This window comes from Pseudoruegeria aquimaris (assembly GCF_900172235.1).
Lineage (GTDB): Bacteria > Pseudomonadota > Alphaproteobacteria > Rhodobacterales > Rhodobacteraceae > Pseudoruegeria > Pseudoruegeria aquimaris.
Map to the genome: position 1 here is coordinate 199,969 of NZ_FWFQ01000003.1, position 17,006 is coordinate 216,974.

Annotated in this window: 16 protein-coding genes and 1 other RNA gene; 6 read left to right on the plus strand and 11 right to left on the minus strand. The window is 66.2% G+C overall.

Features of this window, described 5'->3' with window-relative positions; translation table 11 throughout:
* Positions 1 to 2: 2 nt before the first annotated feature.
* The 6 genes from PSA7680_RS03840 to PSA7680_RS03865 all read right to left on the minus strand — a co-directional run bounded on the left by PSA7680_RS03840 (position 3) and on the right by PSA7680_RS03865 (position 7,238).
* On the minus strand, positions 3 to 1,169 hold the full coding sequence (locus tag PSA7680_RS03840; RefSeq protein ID WP_275936514.1) for an NUDIX domain-containing protein: 1,167 nt from the start codon (positions 1,167 to 1,169) through the stop codon (positions 3 to 5).
* Positions 1,129 to 1,569 carry a TrgA family protein gene (locus PSA7680_RS03845; protein WP_085867327.1) on the minus strand — a complete coding sequence of 147 codons (441 nt, stop codon included), beginning with the start codon at positions 1,567 to 1,569 and terminating at the stop codon, positions 1,129 to 1,131. Before PSA7680_RS03845 ends, PSA7680_RS03840 begins: the two co-directional genes overlap by 41 nt.
* Positions 1,570 to 1,575: 6 nt before the next feature.
* Entirely contained in the window at positions 1,576 to 2,787 is a 1,212-nt protein-coding gene (locus tag PSA7680_RS03850; protein ID WP_085867328.1) for an SAM-dependent methyltransferase, read from the minus strand.
* 46 nt (positions 2,788 to 2,833) lie between these two features.
* Entirely contained in the window at positions 2,834 to 4,273 is a 1,440-nt protein-coding gene (locus tag PSA7680_RS03855) for a cryptochrome/photolyase family protein (protein ID WP_085867329.1), read from the minus strand.
* A gap of 28 nt (positions 4,274 to 4,301) precedes the next feature.
* Complete coding sequence (locus PSA7680_RS03860; protein WP_085867357.1) at positions 4,302 to 5,546, minus strand: aminotransferase class V-fold PLP-dependent enzyme; 1,245 nt, start codon at positions 5,544 to 5,546, stop codon at positions 4,302 to 4,304.
* A gap of 96 nt (positions 5,547 to 5,642) precedes the next feature.
* Positions 5,643 to 7,238, minus strand: coding sequence for a Hint domain-containing protein (locus PSA7680_RS03865; protein WP_176244075.1), 1,596 nt, complete (start codon positions 7,236 to 7,238; stop codon positions 5,643 to 5,645).
* Between the two features lie 348 nt (positions 7,239 to 7,586).
* Here PSA7680_RS03865 and ssrA point away from each other — a divergent pair.
* The 3 genes from ssrA (at position 7,587) to PSA7680_RS03880 (ending at position 9,945) form a co-directional block, all read left to right on the plus strand.
* Positions 7,587 to 7,939: a transfer-messenger RNA gene (gene ssrA, locus PSA7680_RS03870) on the plus strand.
* Between the two features lie 173 nt (positions 7,940 to 8,112).
* Entirely contained in the window at positions 8,113 to 9,378 is a 1,266-nt protein-coding gene (gene chrA, locus PSA7680_RS03875) for a chromate efflux transporter (RefSeq protein WP_085867331.1), read from the plus strand.
* A 78-nt stretch (positions 9,379 to 9,456) separates the two neighbouring features.
* Entirely contained in the window at positions 9,457 to 9,945 is a 489-nt protein-coding gene (locus PSA7680_RS03880) for an SspB family protein (RefSeq protein WP_085867332.1), read from the plus strand.
* 80 nt (positions 9,946 to 10,025) lie between these two features.
* On the opposite strand, the gene PSA7680_RS03885 is transcribed toward PSA7680_RS03880, so the two are convergent.
* Positions 10,026 to 11,084, minus strand: a complete 1,059-nt coding sequence (locus tag PSA7680_RS03885) for a DUF2955 domain-containing protein (RefSeq protein ID WP_085867333.1) — start codon at positions 11,082 to 11,084, stop codon at positions 10,026 to 10,028.
* 199 nt (positions 11,085 to 11,283) lie between these two features.
* Between PSA7680_RS03885 and fumC the strand changes: the two genes are divergently transcribed.
* From fumC to PSA7680_RS03900, 3 genes are all read left to right on the plus strand, one after another.
* A complete protein-coding gene (fumC, locus tag PSA7680_RS03890) occupies positions 11,284 to 12,678 on the plus strand; it encodes a class II fumarate hydratase (protein ID WP_085867334.1) in 1,395 nt (464 codons plus the stop codon).
* The gene (locus PSA7680_RS03895) at positions 12,678 to 12,887 is read left to right on the plus strand and encodes a DUF4169 family protein (protein WP_085867335.1); all 210 of its coding nucleotides are present in this window, start codon (positions 12,678 to 12,680) and stop codon (positions 12,885 to 12,887) included. The genes fumC and PSA7680_RS03895 overlap by 1 nt, the downstream gene beginning before the upstream one ends.
* A 247-nt stretch (positions 12,888 to 13,134) precedes the next feature.
* Entirely contained in the window at positions 13,135 to 13,374 is a 240-nt protein-coding gene (locus tag PSA7680_RS03900; protein ID WP_085867336.1) for a ribbon-helix-helix domain-containing protein, read from the plus strand.
* On the opposite strand, the gene PSA7680_RS03905 is transcribed toward PSA7680_RS03900, so the two are convergent.
* The 4 genes from PSA7680_RS03905 to PSA7680_RS03920 form a co-directional block, all read right to left on the minus strand.
* A complete protein-coding gene (locus PSA7680_RS03905; RefSeq protein WP_085867337.1) occupies positions 13,371 to 14,720 on the minus strand; it encodes a cytochrome P450 in 1,350 nt (449 codons plus the stop codon). The two genes, PSA7680_RS03900 and PSA7680_RS03905, sit on opposite strands and share 4 nt — an antisense overlap.
* A 21-nt stretch (positions 14,721 to 14,741) precedes the next feature.
* Positions 14,742 to 15,980 (minus strand): hypothetical protein, encoded by a 1,239-nt coding sequence (locus PSA7680_RS03910; RefSeq protein WP_085867358.1) that lies wholly within the window; start codon positions 15,978 to 15,980, stop codon positions 14,742 to 14,744.
* Between the two features lie 52 nt (positions 15,981 to 16,032).
* Positions 16,033 to 16,785 carry a cytochrome c biogenesis CcdA family protein gene (locus tag PSA7680_RS03915; RefSeq protein ID WP_085867338.1) on the minus strand — a complete coding sequence of 251 codons (753 nt, stop codon included), beginning with the start codon at positions 16,783 to 16,785 and terminating at the stop codon, positions 16,033 to 16,035.
* 29 nt (positions 16,786 to 16,814) lie between these two features.
* Positions 16,815 to 17,006, minus strand: a 192-nt coding sequence (locus tag PSA7680_RS03920) for a transposase (protein ID WP_217808310.1), incomplete at its 5' end; no start/stop codon positions are given.

The following is a 17,006-nucleotide window of genomic DNA, read 5'->3' on the forward strand; positions in this document are numbered from 1 at the left end:
CTTCAAGCGCCCGCGCGCAGGGCGTCACGGTTCCGTGCGAGCCAGAGCGCGGCCATCACGAGCGGGCCGGTCTGCGCCTCGCCGCTTTCCACCACCTCCATCAGCGCGTCAAAGCCGAGGATATGCGACCGGATATCCTCTTCTTCGCTGGCCAGCCCGGCCACGCCGCCGGCATCATCGGGAAGATCGGCGAGGCCGACGTAGGTATGGTAGAATTCCGTCGTCGCCCCGGGCGAGGGATAGGCGCGCGAGACGAGATGCAGTTGGCCCAGGGCGATCCCGGTTTCCTCCAGCGTCTCGCGCCGCGCCGCCGCTTCCGGGCTTTCGCCGAGGTCGATCAGCCCGGCCACCGGCTCCAGCATCCACAGCACTTCGGCCCCGCGCACGAAGGGACCCATGCGGATCTGCTCCACCACCAGCACCCGGTCCCGCTTCGGATCGTATGGCAGCACGATGATGGCATCCGTGCCCACGAAGACCTCGCGCGTGATCGGCCTGCTCTGCGCGCCGGAAAACTTGCGAAACCGGAGGGCGATCTCATCCAACGCGAAGAACGAGCTGTAAACCCTTTCACTGGAAAGGATTTCAACGTCATCCAAACCCTTGCCGCTGCCGATCTTCACCGGCGCCTTGCCACGCGCAAGGATGCGGCTCCAGGCGCGGTTTCGGATCATCGGGAAGCGCCGCGCCACCTCCTGCGGGGTGAAGCGGCCGTAGTATCCCATCACCTCGCGCGCCGCCAGCAGCGTCACCTCGCCGTGGGCCTGCGCCCAGGCCTCCAGATCCCAGGGCGCGCCCGGAACCCATTGCGCGGAGTCCGGGAAGAACACCAAGGCCTCCTCGCCGTTCTCCAACCGGCAGGGGCGCAGGTCGAAATCGAACCCGCCCTCGTAGAAGCGCAGCCGCTCAATGTCGGCGGCGTCCACCCCCCGGCACAGCAGCCCCTCGGCCGCCCCGCCGGGCGATTGGACGATCATCGGGAAGATCTCGCCCGAGACCGCGTAGGCGCGGTGGTCCGGCAGCCGGGTCTCGACGAGCTGGCCCTCGGGCAACTTGCGGCCCAGGACCAGCTCCAGAAGAGGGATGAACCTCAGCGTGCCGTAGAAAAACAGGCTCCCGGTGGAAGCGCTACCGCCAGTTTCGCCCGGCCCAGTTACTGATGAAACCACAGAAAATACCGCCTATCGCCAAGGTGCCGAGGATCGTCGGATTGGCGATCAACAGCGCGTGTTCAAATGAAATTTCAAAAACCGCCGCCACGGCCTCGACCGGCCCGTCGTAGGACTTGCGCATCGAAAGCTTCACCATCTCGATGCTGGCGTGCAGGAAGATCGCCACGGCCGTCATCGCCGCCGATGTCGTCAGCCCCACGCCGATCGCCGCGCGCGTGCCTTCACCGCCGCGCGGCCCCATGATCTTCCAGCCGCAGATCAGCCCGATCAGCGTGTTGCCCTCGCTGAACCACTTGGTGGGGGTGCCCTCGTCCAGCAGGGGCTTGACCAACTCGCTCGTGAAATAGGCAAGCAGGGCGAAGGCGATGCTCGCGACGAGTTTGGCGGCGGTGGGCATGGGTGTCTAGCTCGGCCTCGTGATCGTGATCTGGGTCACGTCGCAGTTTCCGCTATGAAAGGTTGCAGCGCAAGAGGTGAGGTAGAGGTTCCACATACGCCTGAAACGTGTGTCGAAGCCAAGCGCGCGGATCTTGTCCCATTGGGCATTGAAGCTTTCGTGCCAGCGGCGCATCGTGAGCGAGTAGCTTTCGCCGAACTCGATGGAGCCGCGCACCTTCATCCCCGCCCGCTCCACCTCTCGGCGCAGCACGGACGGGCTCGGAAGCATCCCACCAGGGAAGATGTATTTCTGTATGAAATCAACCTTCTTGCGATACTTCTTGAAGTTCTCGTCGGGCACGGTGATGACCTGCAGAGTGGCCTGCGCCCCCGGCTTGAGCCGCTCGCGGACACACTCGAAATAGACCGGCCAGTAGCGCTCGCCCACGGCCTCGAACATCTCGATGGAGGCGATGCCGTCATAGGTGCCGGTTTCGTCGCGGTAGTCCTGCAGCTTGATCGTCACCCGGTCCGAAAGCCCCAGCCGCTCCATCCGGGCGACGGCGAAATCGTACTGCTCGCGCGAGATCGTGAGCCCCGTCACGCGCATCCCGCGCTCCGCCGCCGCGTATTCGGCGAAACCGCCCCAGCCGCAGCCGATCTCCAGAAGGTGATCGCCCGGCTGCGCACCGATGGAATCCACCATCGCCGCGTATTTCTGCTTCTGGGCCTTCTCCAGATCCTCCTGCCCGGTCTCGTAGAGCGCGCTTGAGTAGGTCATGGTGTCGTCCAGCCAGAGGCCGTAGAACTCGTTTCCGAGGTCGTAGTGGTAGGAGATGTTGCGCCGCGCCTGGGCCTTGCTGTTGGATTTCAGCCAGAAGCGCAGGCGCTCGTAGCCGCGCAGCAGGGCGTTGCCGGAAAACCCGTGCACGAGGCTGTCCTTGGCGAGGTGCACGTAGTCCATGAAGGCCATCAGGTCAGGCGTGCTCCAGCCGCCCTCCATGTAGGATTCGAAGAAGCCCAGATCGCCTTCGCGGATCAGCCGCGTGAAGATCTCGGGATCGTGGAGCGAGATTTCGGCCACCGGGCCGGGCGCCTCCCCTTCGACGCGGAACATGCGCCCATCGGGCAGACGCACGTCCAACCGCCCGGCAGGAACGGCCTTGAGCCTGTCCAATATCTGCGGAAAGTAGCGTGGCAATGGCGCACGCGCCTCGCCCGTCTTCGCTGCCTGCATCAATCCCTCGTTTGCTCCTACTGCCACTTGAGCAGATACACCGCTGTTATTCAACGTTTTCTTCCTGTTGTTGCTTGTGTTGTTCGTAGGCTTCCAGCGCGCGCGCACGGCCCCGCGCCAGATCGACGACAGGCTTCGCCGGATAGGGCTGGCCGGGCGAAAGCCCCCAGCTGCGCGGCACGGCCTCGAAAAAGGCCAGCGCTTCCTGCCCCGGATTGCGCGACGCCTCCGCCAGCCAGCGCCGCACGTAGGCGCCGTCGGCGTCGAATTTTTCCTGCTGCGTCTGGGGGTTGAACACCCGGAAATAGGGCGCGGCGTCGGGCCCGGAGCCCGCGACCCATTGCCAGCCCATCGCGTTGCTGGCGGGATCCCAGTCGATCAAGCACTCTTCGAACCACTTCTGGCCCACGCGCCAGTGCACGCCCATGTGCTTCGTGAGGTATGAGGCCACGATCATGCGCGCGCGGTTGTGCATGGTGCCGCTCACGTAGAGCTGGCGCATGGCGGCATCGACGAAGGGCACGCCGGTGCGCCCCTGTTTCCACGCCAGCACCTGGGGGCTGTCATCCCGCCAGGGGAAGCTCGCCCATTCCGGGCGCCAGCTTTCGGTTTCGATATGCGGGGTGTGGTAGATCAGGTGATAGGCGAACTCGCGCCAGACGAGCTCCTTCAGAAAGTGCTCCGCCCCCTTGGCTCCGGACGCCTGCGCCCGCTGCCCGGCCCGCCAGATGCGATGCGGCGCGATCTCGCCGTAGGCAAGGTTTTCGCTGAGCCCGGACGTGGCGGGTTCCGCCGGGTAGTCCCGCCGGGCCTTGTAGCCGTCGGCCTTCGCGGCGATGAATGCGTCCAACCGCGCCGCCGCGGCCTCTTCGCCCACGCACATGTGCGGCGCCAGAACTTCCGCGCCCCGGTTCATCGCCGCGCCGAGCGCCCAATCCGCCAGCGCCTCGCTCGCCGGAAATGCTTCCGGCGCCGCGATCGCAGCGGGTGCCGCAATCGCCGGGGCAACCTCCAGATCCTTCACCGCCCGCCAGAACGGCGAGTAGACCCGGTAGAACCCGCCGGAGCCCGTCTGCACCGACCACGGCTCGAACAGAAGATGCCCACCGTGGCTTTCCGCAGTGATACCAGAAGCTTTCAGGCTGCTCTTCACGTCCTCGTCGATCTCGCGGGAAAGCCCGTCGTAAAGGCGGTTCCAATGCACCGCGCCTGCGCCCGTCTCGCGCGCGAGATCGAGCAGCACCTCCCGCGACGGGCCACTGCGCAGGATCAGCTTCTGGCCGAGCGCTTCGAGGGTTTCGGCGAATTTCGCCACGGCGGCCTCGTAGCGGAAAGCCGGCGCCGCGCCGAGGGCATCGATGCGCGCATCGCGGATCACGAGGCAGATCACGGGCCCGCCGCCCTTCAGCGCAGCGGCCAGCGCGGGGTTGTCGGCCAGCCGGAAATCCCGCCTGAACCACATGATGACAGGTGCTGTTTCGCTCATTGAGTTCCCCTACCCGGCTATGTGCCGATCAGAGGATCTCGTCGAGCGCTCCGATCAGCTTATTGACCTCATCGCGTGAGGTATAATGTGTATAACTCATACGCAGCACGCCCCGGCTTGGATCAACATTCATCCCCTCAAGCGCGCGCACGGCGTAGAAGTCGCTCGCCGCGCACATCACGCCCCGCGCCGCCAGGGCTTCCGAGGCCGCCACCGCGTCGCCTTCGAACTGCACAGCGATCGTGGGCGCGCGCCCCTCGGCCCGCTTCGGCCCCAGCAAACGCAGGGAATTCCGGCTCGACAGGAAATCCAGCAGCGGCTGCATCAGCGCCGTTTCGCTGGCGCGCATCAGGTCATGGACCTGTGCGCACCGACGCGCAGGGTCCGGCTCGGCCCCTGTTCCTTCGCCGCCGCCGAAATGATGGGCGTGCAGCGCGTCGATGTAATCGGCCATGCCGGCGCAGGCGGCCACCTGCGCGTGATCGGGGCCGGCAGGGGTGAAGCGTTTGTACAGGGAGCCGCCGTTGAAGTAATGCCCCTGGTTGGGCAGCGCCTCGGCCAGAGCCCGGCGGATCACCATCAGCCCCTGGTGCGGGCCGTATGTCTTGTAGGCGGAGAACAGGTAGATATCGGCACCGAGGGCCGAAATATCGGGGAAACCGTGCGGCGCGTAGCTCACCCCGTCCACGCAGGTCAGCACGCCGGCATCGCGGGCCCTGGCGCAGATCCGCGCCACCGGGTTGATCTCCCCGACCACGTTGGAGCAATGGGGAAAGCACAGAAGCCGGGCCTTCTCGTCGAAGAGCGCATCCAGATCCGCCGGATCGAGATGGCCCGTCTCGGGATCCATCCGCCATTCCCGGATCTCGATGCCGCGCGCCGCCAGCCGGCGCCACGGCCCGCTGTTGGCCTCGTGATCCTGGTTGGTGACGATTATCGCCTCCCCCGGCGCGAGGTGCTCGGCGAAGGCCTGCGCCAGAACGTAGGTGTTCTGCGTCGTCGAGGGGCCGAAGGAAAGCTCATCGGGCTCCACCCCCAGAAGCGCGGCCAGCCGGCTGCGGGCTTCGTCCATCTCCTCGCCGCCGAGGCGGGAGGCCTCGAAAGGCGCATAGGGCTGCACCTTCCGCTTGGTGTAGAAGCGGAACAGGCGGTCGATCACCTGCCGGCAGGTGTAGGAGCCGCCCGCGTTTTCAAAGAAGGCCTGCCCGGCCATTTCGGGCTGCGCAAAGGCGGGAAACTGCGCCCGCACGAAATCCAGATCCAGTGTTTTCATTGCGCCACGCTCCACGAGCGGCGCGCGGAAATCAAGCGCCCGCAAAAGAAAAACGCCGCCCCGGAAGGCGGCGCTTCGCACATCGTTTCAACCGTTTCAGGACAGCAGCACGCCCACGCGCGGCTTCAGCTGATCGCGGGCCGAGGTATAGACGCTGTCGGGCTCGTCCTGTTCCAGCAGCTGCGGGAAGAGCGTCAGCAGCTCCTCGCGCATGTCCTCGGGCAGCGCCTCGATCGTCTTGCGGTTGGGGAAGAAGCTTTCGGTCTCCACCCCTTCGGCATAGATCACCTCGTGGTTCTCGAAGGCCACATGGTAGTAGACGACGCGCTCCTTGCCGTGATCCATCCGGATCGTGCTGTCGTTGCAGAGCGTGAAGGCCGGAGTCAGCACGCCGTCCGGCTCGCCGAACATCATCTCCGCACGCCAGTCGCGCACGAGGAAACGGTGCTGGCGGGAAACGCGCAGATCGCGCTCGGGCAGCCCCTTTCCGAGGCTTCCGGCGGCGAAGAAGATCGGCTTCAGCGCGGGTTTGATCGCCATGATCTCGGGCTCAACCGGAGAAGAGCCGATCCAACGCACCTTCTGCACCCCGTGATCGCGCGTCACCACGCGATCACCCACCGAAAGCGTTTCCACCGGCACCGGGCCGTCGGGCGTGAGGATATGGGTGCCTTCCACGAAGCACACCACCACGCCGATGGAGAGGTTGTTCGTGACGGTCTGGAAGTCGGGGTCCACGCCGAACTGGGCGTTCACCTGCACGTCCAGCGTGTCGCCGGGCATCAGGTTGTAACCGTCGAGGATGATGCAGTTGATCGTCCAGCCAGTAGGCGTGGCTTGAACCCTCGGGTCATCAACGGGCACGAATTCGAACAGCTCGCCCTCCACGATGATCTCGAAGCCGGCGAAATCGACGTTCACCAGCGGCTCGACGATGAAATCGAGAAGCTCGGCGCCGGATGTCACCTGCTCCGCGAGCGGCACCCCGTTCACCTCGGTGGCGACGGTTTCGAGATCATCCAGCGAGGAGTTCGCGCCGAGGCCGATCGCCTTGATGACGGCGCCGTAATCGTTCTCCAGCGCCCGCGCCGGCGTGTCGAAATCCTGCGAACCGCCGCCGGGCAGCACCGGGAAGCCGTCGGAGGCGAAGATCACGATGTTGGTGTCCTGGTCGCTCACACCGTTGTCCGCCCAGGCCGTGTCCACTTCTTCGAGGGCTGCCTGGTAGTTCGTCCAGCCGGACGGGCCGTCGTCGTTGATGGCCTGCAACGCCGCCGCGAATTCGCTGCCTTGCGACAGGTTGAAGGTGCCCCGCTCGAAGGCATCGGTCGAATAGTCGATCAACGTGATGTTCACCTCGTCGGCGGTGTAGCCTGCGGCGATGTAGGCATCGAACAACTCCTGCGCGGCAAAGAGTTCCGCCTGCAGGATGTTCTCGTTATTCCCGTCGCCGGTGAAATCCGTGCCGGAACTGTTGCTGGTGGAGCCGGAGGTGTCGATCACCAGGGCGATGTTGATCGTTTCGGTCACTTCCGTAAACGTCACGCTCGTGCTGAGTTCGGCCTGCTCGTCCGTGGCCGGGTAGGCCAGCGTCGAGTTCAGGGTCACGTCGATGTCGCCGACGGCACCCCCATCGATGATCCCATTTGCCGAGTCAGTCACGTTGTTCGGGTTGGACGGGTTCGTAACCACCTTTACCTCCAATCGCGGACCCTCGGAGCACACCGAAAGCCGCCGCACCATCTGCCTTACCTTGCGTCTGAGTAGGGACGACGGGGCGCGGCAGCGTCAACTTTTCCTTAACGATCTATACAGCAAACTCAGCTAATTTCATATGAATTAAGGCGAAATTTGGACACCGCTTTCGTGGCGGGCCTGTTTTATTGGCGGTTGGGCGAGAACAATGGAGGCTCCGCGCCGTCATCGTTCTCCGTCAGGAAATCGGCCGCCACATTTCCGCCATTTCACCATGATCGCCGATTCCGTGATGATTCGCAGGCGAGATCCCCGTGAAAAAATACCCCATCCTGCGCGCGCCGACCGCTTGCATCCGCCCCGCACAGCGCCTAATTATGAGCTGTCGGTTCGCCGACTATGGACATAAACGCGCTCGTAATAAGCGGATCGGACCCGGGGGCGGTACCCGGCGACTCCACCAAACATCCTTCGTTGGGGGCAGATGGGGTCGAAACAGGATCGACGAACGTCTAAAGGGGTTAGCTTTGTCCCGGTGAGATACTACCGTTATCGGTTCGCTAAGCATAATTGCCAACGACAATCGTGCTCCGGTCGCTCTCGCTGCTTAATGCAGTGCGAAACACCGAAATCTTAAGCCCTGTCGCCTAGCCGCGTCAGGCGGGGTCCGCAGGCACCTGGCAACAGAAGCCTGCACTTCCCCCCCCTGATCACAATGCACGCCATGTGGCCGACACCCTGCAAGTGCCCGAAGGCCCTCCGCCCGCGCCCTTTCCGTGGCGCCGGAAATCGGGACGCTTGATCGGCGCCGCGCCGGGCGCTACGGCTCGGGCAAAGCTGGCCACCCCGCACCGTGCAGGCAGGAGACCCGATGACACCCCCCAGCCTTTCGGAGATGGTCCGCGTGTTCGGCCGCATCGGCCTTCTCTCCTTCGGGGGGCCGGCGGCGCAGATCGCGCTGATGCATCGCGAACTGGTGGATGAACGCCCCTGGCTCGACGAGGCGCAGTTCCTGAACGCCCTCTCCTTCTGCATGCTGCTGCCAGGACCCGAGGCGATGCAGCTGGCCACCTACGCCGGCTGGCGCCTGCGCGGCCTGCGCGGCGGGCTGATCGCCGGCCTGCTGTTCGTGCTGCCCGGCGCCTGCGTCGTGCTGGCGCTCTCCGTGCTCTACGGGTTCTACGGCACGTTGCCGCTCACCGAGGTGCTGTTCCTCGGCATCAAGTGCACCGTCGTCGTCATCGTGCTGCAGGCTCTGCTGAACGTGGCGCGCAAGGCGCTTCAGGGCCCCGGGCATTGGCTGGTGGCCGGGCTGAGCTTCGCCGCCATCTTCCTGTTCAACGCCCCTTTCCCCGCGATCATCGCGATTGCGGCGGGCTTCGGCTTCCTCTCCGCGCGAGGCGCCGCCTCGCACGCCGACGCGGCCCCCGCCGGCGTGCCGCCCGCGCGGACCCTGCGCACGGTCGCCACCTGGGGAGCGCTCTGGGCCGCACCGATCGCTTGCGCAGCGCTGGCCGGCTGGCCCCTGCTCACCGAGATCGGCCTGTTCTTCTCCAAGCTCGCCATCGTCACCTTCGGCGGCGCCTACGCCGTGCTCGCCTACATGACGCAGGCCGTCGTGGTGGACCACGGATGGCTGACCACCGCGCAGATGATGGACGGGCTGGGGCTGGCCGAAACCACGCCGGGCCCGCTCATCCTCGTCACCCAGTTCGTGGGCTACCAGGCCGGCGCGGCCGCCGGCGGGGTCGCGCTCGGACTGGCGGCGGCGCTTATGGTGCTCTGGGTCACCTTCACGCCCTGCTTCCTCTGGATCTTCGCCGGCGCCCCCTACATCGAGTGGATCGCCGCACGCCCCGCCCTTGCCGGTGCGCTCAAGGCGATCACCGCGGCCGTCGTCGGGGTAATCCTGAACCTGTCGATCTGGTTCGCGCTGCATCTCTACTTCACCGATCTGGCCCTGCTGCAATTCGGCCCCGCCCGGCTGCTCTGGCCCGCCGCCGGAAGCTTCGACGGCCTCGCCCTGGCGCTCACCGCCCTTGCGGCGCTGCTTCTTGCGGGCCTGCGGATGAGCCTGCTGGCGGCGCTTCCGCTCATGGCGCTGGCCGGCGCCGGGGCGCTGGCCGTGGCGGGGTGAAAATTTTTACCCCCTTGCTCCCTTTTCATCCGCCCGCGCTGCTTCTACAGTGGGCCCGTTGAAATTGAAGGTGCCCGCATGTCTCGGACCATTGATTATGGAAACCTGATGCACACGGCGATGCGCGGTCTGATCCGCACCGTCCTGAGCGACGTCGCCGCGAACGGCCTGCCCGGCCAGCACCATTTCTTCATCACCTTCGACACGTTGCACCCTGACGTGGAGCTGGCCGACTGGCTGTCGGACCGCTACCCCGGCGAGATGACCGTCGTCATGCAGCACTGGTACGACAACCTCGAAGTCGGGGAAGACGGCTTCTCGGTGACGCTGAACTTCGGCGATCACCCGGAACCGCTCTACATCCCCTATGACGCCATCGTCACCTTCGTGGATCCGTCGGTGGAATTCGGCCTGCGCTTCGAGACGCAGAGCCACGAGGGTGACGACGAGGACGGCGAAGCCTTCGCCGAAGAGCTTGACGAAGCGCCGATGTCGGAGCTGCTCGAAGAAGAGAGCAACCCCCAGCGCGACGCCGAGGTCGTCAGCCTCGACAGCTTCCGCAAGTAGCCCCGCACGCGCCCGCCGAACCAGGCCAGGATCGGCAGACTCCGGCCAGCCGTGGCGAATTCCGGCAAGCCCCCGGCCCTTCAGCCATTCGATCCGCTGCGCGAGTCGCGCCACGCCTGCAGCGCCAGGGCGATCCTCACAACGATGGCCACCGCCACGAAGACGTAGACCACGGCGTAGCCGAGCTGCTGGAAGCGGTTGGCCAATTGCGCGTCCACGTTGCTTTCCAGCCCTGCCAGCGCCCCGCCGATCAGGATGACGTAGGCAGTGCAGGCCGAACCGGCAAAGGCGCCCCAGCTGCGCCCCGACCAGATCAGCGCCGCGCAGGTGGCGATGACGGCCGCCGCCAGCGCCAGCAGCAGCGTCCAGCTCGGGGCGAGCGTCAGGATGCGGTAGGTCAGCAGCGCGGCAAGCCCGCCGAGCGCATTGGCCGCCGCCAGTTCTGCGCCCTTGCGCAGGATGTGGCGGTAGAACACCCGGCGCCCCGCGTCCTCGGTGGAAATCGCGGTGAGCTTCTGGAGCAGAACCGCCACGAAGACGGCCAGCAGCGGGTAGTCGGCCCGGCCCTGCTGCAGCCACAGAAGCAGGGGCAGAACCGCCACGACCAGCGCCACGACCCGGCCCAGCCGATGCGCCGGAAGCCGGGGCGCGGGCATGGGCTTCGGCTTGCGGGCCGTGGGCAGAAGGCGCCATGCCACCGCGCCGATGAGCAGCGCGGCGGCCAGATGCGCGATCACCACCAGCGCCAGCCGGGCCCCGCCCGCACCGCTGGCCTGCACGAGGAGCGGCATCAGGAGCAGCGCGATCAGCGCCACGAGCACGAACAACCCGTTGCCGCCCCGCGCCCCGTACCAGAAGGCAACCCCGAGGCAGCCGGCCTGCACCGCCAGCGAGAGCGCCGGATCGCCCTGCAACGCGATGAACAGGTAGGCGCCCCCGAAGAAGGCAACGAAGGAGAAGCCCAGAAGCAGCAGGCTGAACCGCAGCGGCAGCGGCTGCGGCAGTTGCAGAAGCGCGGCAAGGAACACAGGCGTCATGTAGGCCAGCGGCAGATCCAGGAGTTCCGCGATCGCATAGGTGCCGAACACGCAGATCGTGAACCGCAGCGCATCGCGCATCGCCTCCGCCGGTCGGCTCATTTCCCTGCCCCCCTTTTGTTGCCCCGCCGCCAGTGGCGCAGGCACATGTTCCTCCGAAGCACCCGCTCCGGTCAATCGCCGCCGGCGGCCGCCGGCCTGCGCGTTTTCGCCGCCTGTTAGCGGTATCCCATGGTATACAGCATTGCACTTCGCCCCGGTTTCGCTATGAAACGGCTGACTCGGATTACAGGAGGTCACGATGGCTCAAACCCGCACCGAAACCGACAGCTTTGGCCCGCTGGAAGTTCCTTCTGACAAATACTGGGGCGCGCAGACGCAGCGCTCGATCATGAATTTCCCCATCGGCTGGGAGAAGCAGCCCGTCGCCATCGTGCGCGCGCTCGGCGTGATCAAGCAGGCCTGCGCCATGGCCAACAAGGAGAGCGGCGCGCTCGATCCCAGGCTGGCCGACGCCATCATCCAGGCCGCCAGCGAAGTGGTGGCCGGCAAGTTCGACGACAACTTCCCCCTTGTCGTCTGGCAGACGGGTTCGGGCACGCAGTCCAACATGAACGCCAACGAGGTCATCGCCAACCGCGCGATCGAGATCCTCGGCGGCGTGATCGGCTCCAAGGATCCGGTGCACCCCAACGATCACTGCAACATGGGGCAGTCCTCCAACGACACCTTCCCCACCGCCATGCACATCGCCGCCGCCATGATGACGCGCGACGTGCTGCTGCCGGGCCTCACCAAGCTGGCCGAAGGGCTGGAGGCGAAGGCCGAGGAGTTCAAGGACATCATCAAGATCGGCCGCACCCACACGCAGGACGCCACCCCGCTCACGCTGGGGCAGGAGTTCTCGGGCTACGCCATGCAGATCCGCAACGGCATCAAGCGCATCGAGCTGGCGCTGCCGGGCATCTACGAGCTGGCGCAGGGCGGCACCGCCGTGGGCACCGGCCTGAACACCCGCAAGGGCTGGGGCGAGGCCGTGGCCGCCAACATGGCCGAGATCACCGGCCTGCCCTTCGTCACCGCGCCCAACAAGTTCGAAGCGCTCGCCGCCCATGACGCGATGGTCTTCATGTCCGGCGCGCTCGCCACGGTCGCCGGTGCGATGTACAAGATCGCCAACGACATCCGCTTCCTCGGCTCCGGCCCCCGTTCGGGCCTCGGCGAGCTGATCCTGCCGGAAAACGAGCCCGGCTCCTCGATCATGCCCGGCAAGGTGAACCCGACGCAGGCCGAAGCCATGACGCAGGTCGCCGCCCATGTGATGGGCAACGACGCCGCGATCAAGTTCGCCGGCTCGCAGGGCCATTTCGAGCTGAACGTCTACAACCCGATGATGAGCTACAACCTGCTGCAATCCATGCAGCTTCTGGGCGACGTGGCCGACAGCTTCACCGAGCGCATGCTGAAGGGCATCAAGGCCAACGAGGCGCGCATCGAGAAGCTGATGAAGGAAAGCCTGATGCTCGTCACCGCGCTGGCCCCCACCATCGGCTACGACAACGCCACCACCGTGGCCAAGACGGCGCACAAGAACGGCACCACCCTGAAGGAAGAGGCCGTGCGCCTCGGCTTCGTGGACGAGGCCACGTTTGACGCCGTCGTCCGGCCCGAGCAGATGATCGGCCCCAAGGACTGATGGGCGGAAAACCCGCCGACATCATCAACCTGAACCGCGCGCGCAAGGCCCGCGCGCGGGACGAAAAGCGCAAGGCGGCGGATGCCAACGCCTTGCGCCACGGCCTCACCAAGGCGCAGAAAGCCGCACTGAAAGCGGAGAAGCAGCGCGCCGAAACCGCCCTCGACCAGCACCGCACCGACGCAAAAGACACGCCCGAGGGCGCATGATCGCGGCCGGCGGCACTTTTTCACTGTTCTTGAACCTCCTGCGTTCTAAGTCGATGCGCGTGGAGGTCTGGCGACGGCCCGGCATGCCGGGCGCAGCACGGGCCTCGTGTTGAGTAAACGGTGCAGGCTTTCGCGGCGTGTTCCTCGTCACCGCGGAAGCCTGTGGGTTCAGGCAAAGGCGCCGCGCGGGGCATCCAGGGCCGCCCTCCCCGTCGCGCCGAATGGAAGTTGCAGGAGTTGAGACGGCATGAATACGCGCCCCCAGAAACATTCGCTGACCCTGAAAGGCCACCGAACCAGCGTCTCGCTGGAAGATGAATTCTGGGAGGCCTTCCGGATGATCGCCGCCGAACGGAACATGCCCATCAACGCGCTGGCGGTCGAGATCGACGAAAGCCGCGACGTGGACAGCGGGCTGGCCTCCTCGATCCGGCTCTACGTGCTGCGCCACCTCCAGCAGCAACTCGAAATGCGCCAGGCCTCCTAGCGGGGCACTGCCTTCAGCCAGATCCCGTCCTCCGCGCGCACCGTCAGATGCGCCACGGGGCGCGGCACGCGGGCCGGATCCGCCTCGAAACGGTAGGCCCTGAGCAGCTGCGCCAGCAGGAGCGGCCCCTCCACCATGGCAAAGCCCGCCCCCGTGCAGACGCGCGGCCCGGCGGAAAACGGGATGAAGGCCGAGCGCAGGCAGGTGCGGCCGTTCTCGCCGGCGTAGCGATCCGGATCGAACGCATCCGGCGCCTCCCACAGCCGCTGGTGGCGGTGCAGGTGCCAGGGGGAGATCACCACCTGCGCACCGGGTTTCACCGGCCGCTTGCGGAAGGTCTCCGGGCAGGTCGTCTCGCGCACCATCATCGGCACCGGCGGATAGAGCCGGAGCGCCTCCCGGAACACGTCGCGGGTGAATTTCAGCCGGCTCACCACCGAGAAATCCTCTCCCGCCGCGAAGGCCGCCCCTGCTTCCGCCGCCGCGCGCGCCTGAGCCTCGGGGTGGGTGGCCAGCAGGTAGAGCGCCCAGCCAAGCGCCGAGGCGCTGGTTTCATGGCCCGCGAGGAAGAAGATGGCCACCTGGTCCACCATCTCTTCCGTCGTGAAACGGCCGCCGTGCAGCGGATCCTCCGTCGTCATGATCTTGGTGGCCAGATCGTCGGGCGCTGTGCCGGCCTCGATCTCGGCCATGCGGGCCTGCGTGAGCCCGGTGATGAGGGCGCGGATGCTGCGGGCGGTCTCTTTCGTGCGCCGCCGGTGCAGCCGGGGCATCCAGCGCGGCAGCGGCAGGAAGGCGCCCAAATTTAGGATCGGCTGCGTGCGCTGGTAGGCCCGGAACTCCGAGAACACGCGCGCCGCCACGTCGTGCGTGATCGGGATCGAGAACAGCGTGCGGAAGATCACGTCGGCCGCCGCGTGGCTGGCCTCCTCCTCGAACTCGACGAAACCGCCCTGCCCCGCGAGCCGCGCCACAGCCGCCTCGCCGGCGGCCTTCATGGCCGGGAAGGTATCGCGCAGCCGCCCGCCCTCGAAGGCGGGATCGATGATGCGGCGCTGGCGCTTCCACGCCTCGCCGTTGGTGAGAAAGACGGATTCGCCCAGCAGCGGGCGCAGCCCCTCGCTGATGCGCCCGGATTTCGGGAAATCGTCTGGCCGCTCCTTCAGGACCAGTTCCACCAGCGCCGGATCGTTGGCCAGATAGGAGCGGAAGAAGGGGGTTTTGAACTCCGCCATCCACGCCCGGTAGAGCTTTTCCGGCTGGGCCGAGAGGATGTCGCGCCGAAACAGCCGCATGTAGCGCAGGAGCGAGACCTTCTCGGCCCGCACCGGCGGCTTCGGGGGCATGGGCGGCTGGGGCGCCACGGCTCAGGCCGCCATGGAGGTATGGGGCGATTGCGGCGCCCTTTTCAGCGATTTCGACGAGGCGCGCCCCGCGTATCGGTCTCCCAGCGTGAGCGGGCCGGCGGTGATCTGGAAGTAGTCGTAATCCTTCGGCGCATCGAAAGCGCAGAGATACTGGAAATGCAGCTGGAAGAAATGCCAGCGCTTGGCCTTCCAGGTTTCCGGTTTCAGAGATTGGGTGAAGGCCGCCGAGAACACCAGCGGCCAGCGCTGTTTCTCCGTGGCCACGCCGCTCACCGCCACCGGATCGCAGAGCGCGAAGGCGCAGCCGTCGCCGGGCGCGGTGACATCCACCCATGTGATGTCGTCGCGTTCCGACAGGAACCGCAGATCGGCGCGCAGGCGCTTGGCTTCGGGCAGGAAGGAGACCATGGGGATCACGTGGCCGAGCGTCAGCAGGGAGAGCGTGGGCCCGTTGGCCGGCACCCGCCCCTCGCGCAGCAGATCCGCGAGGATCGACACGCCGATATGGGCGCCGTAGCTGTGGCCCACCACGAGCACCTCGTCTACGTCGTCGGTCAGGGCCTTGGCCACCTCGTCGCCGAAACTGCGGATGCGGGCCTCCAGCTCTGGCGGGTTGGCGCCCTTCGTGGCCGAGGAATAGGCGTAGTCATGCATCAGGTAGTAGGCGTAGAACCTGTTGTCGTTGCGCTTGAACCAGCGCAGGATGCCCGCGATCACCGGCCAGCTCGCGATCACGCCTACGATCGGATGCGCGAAGACCGCGACGATCGCGTAGGCGAGGCTGCCGGCAAAGAGCGCGATCGCCAGTTGCAGAAGCAGCATCCCCACCGGGTAGAAGGCCGCGATCAGGGGGCCCTTGCGCAGCCGCATCAGCCGCCACAGCGAACCGGAGGAAATGTAGACCCAGGCCGTGCGGATCAGCAGCCAGTAGGCCTGCGCCACGGAGATGTTCATCGACTCGCGCACGATGTCGGACCAGTAGAGCACCTCCACGTCCGACTGCACCTCGGCGCCGTCGATGGTGGCCTCCACGTGCCAGCCGTAGGGGCCTTCGCCCTTCTTGGGAGTCTGGGCGATCTCGTAGCCGGAAATCGCCGCCTGCGCGCGGCTTTCGCTGCGGTAGAGCTCGCGGTAGCGGCGCGGGTGGAAGGGATCGTAGCCGGGAATGTAGAACACGCGCCGGCGGCGCACGCGCCGTTGCATGGTTTCCTCGGGGTCTGCTGTGCCTGTCTGCTTCATGGCCGCAAGCATAGGCGGCGAAGCGGGCGAAATTAAGCCAATTTCGCGCCCGTCAGCCGAGCAGCGCAAGGCCGGGGAAAGTCTCCAGAAGCCACCACGAGAAGCGGCTGAACGCCCCCGTCACCAGCGCCAGCCCCACGAGGATCAGAAGCACGCCCATGCTCTTCTCGATCACCCCCATGTAGGGCTTGATCCGGTTCATCACCCCGGTGGCCTGCTGGATGAAGAGCGCCACCAGCAGGAAAGGGATGCCCAGCCCGGCGGCATAGACGGCCAGCAGCACGGTGCCGCGCGCCACGGAAGCCTCGGAGGCGGCCAGCGACAGGATCGCCCCCAGCTGCGGGCCGATGCAGGGCGTCCAGCCGAAGGCGAAGGCCAGCCCCAGCACGTAGGCCCCGAAAGCGGAGCCGCCGCGATCGCCCGCATCCAGCCGTGCTTCGCGATCGAGGAAGGGAATGCGCAGGATCGAGAGGAAATGCAGCCCGAACAGGATGACGACGACACCTGAGATCTGCGCGAAAAGCACCTGATTTCGAAGGAAAAACGCCCCGAAGGCCGAGGCGGTGAAGCCGAGAATCAGGAAGACGGTGGACAGCCCCAGCACGAAGAAGAGCGCCGGCAGGATCGCCCTGTTGCGCCCCTGCTCGCTGCTCGTCATTTCGCCCAGCGTCATCCCGCTCATGTAGGCGAGATAGGGCGGCACGATGGGCAGGACGCAGGGCGACAGGAAAGACAGAAGCCCCGCCAGCAGCGCCACGAACATGGCCGGCAGGAGGGCGGCGTCGATGATCTCGATTCCGAACATGGGTCTTCCTTTCGTCTTGCCCGCAAGCTCTAGGTCGTGGACTCATAATGTCTGATCCAGAGCCTTGAGCAAGCGAGGTGAAGTGCGGCGAGGAAGTTTGCTGCGGTTTTGAAGTATCGCGTTGCGATGCCGCGGAAGTGTTTGAGACGATTGAAGAACCGTTCGACCTTGTTGCGTTCGCGGTAGAGGTCTCGGTCGACGGTCCTGACCACGCGGACGTT

Bases quoted from the DNA above. Each gene is read 5' to 3' on its own strand.
- PSA7680_RS03850 (WP_085867328.1), bottom strand. From the start codon at position 2,787: ATGCAGGCAGCGAAGACGGGCGAGGCGCGTGCGCCATTGCCACGCTAC.
- PSA7680_RS03900 (WP_085867336.1), top strand. From the start codon at position 13,135: ATGAATACGCGCCCCCAGAAACATTCGCTGACCCTGAAAGGCCACCGA.
- PSA7680_RS03895 (WP_085867335.1), top strand. From the start codon at position 12,678: ATGGGCGGAAAACCCGCCGACATCATCAACCTGAACCGCGCGCGCAAG.
- PSA7680_RS03885 (WP_085867333.1), bottom strand. From the start codon at position 11,084: ATGAGCCGACCGGCGGAGGCGATGCGCGATGCGCTGCGGTTCACGATC.
- PSA7680_RS03860 (WP_085867357.1), bottom strand. From the start codon at position 5,546: ATGAAAACACTGGATCTGGATTTCGTGCGGGCGCAGTTTCCCGCCTTT.
- PSA7680_RS03880 (WP_085867332.1), top strand. From the start codon at position 9,457: ATGTCTCGGACCATTGATTATGGAAACCTGATGCACACGGCGATGCGC.
- PSA7680_RS03915 (WP_085867338.1), bottom strand. From the start codon at position 16,785: ATGTTCGGAATCGAGATCATCGACGCCGCCCTCCTGCCGGCCATGTTC.
- PSA7680_RS03845 (WP_085867327.1), bottom strand. From the start codon at position 1,569: ATGCCCACCGCCGCCAAACTCGTCGCGAGCATCGCCTTCGCCCTGCTT.
- chrA (WP_085867331.1), top strand. From the start codon at position 8,113: ATGACACCCCCCAGCCTTTCGGAGATGGTCCGCGTGTTCGGCCGCATC.
- fumC (WP_085867334.1), top strand. From the start codon at position 11,284: ATGGCTCAAACCCGCACCGAAACCGACAGCTTTGGCCCGCTGGAAGTT.
- PSA7680_RS03855 (WP_085867329.1), bottom strand. From the start codon at position 4,273: ATGAGCGAAACAGCACCTGTCATCATGTGGTTCAGGCGGGATTTCCGG.
- PSA7680_RS03910 (WP_085867358.1), bottom strand. From the start codon at position 15,980: ATGAAGCAGACAGGCACAGCAGACCCCGAGGAAACCATGCAACGGCGC.
- PSA7680_RS03905 (WP_085867337.1), bottom strand. From the start codon at position 14,720: ATGCCCCCGAAGCCGCCGGTGCGGGCCGAGAAGGTCTCGCTCCTGCGC.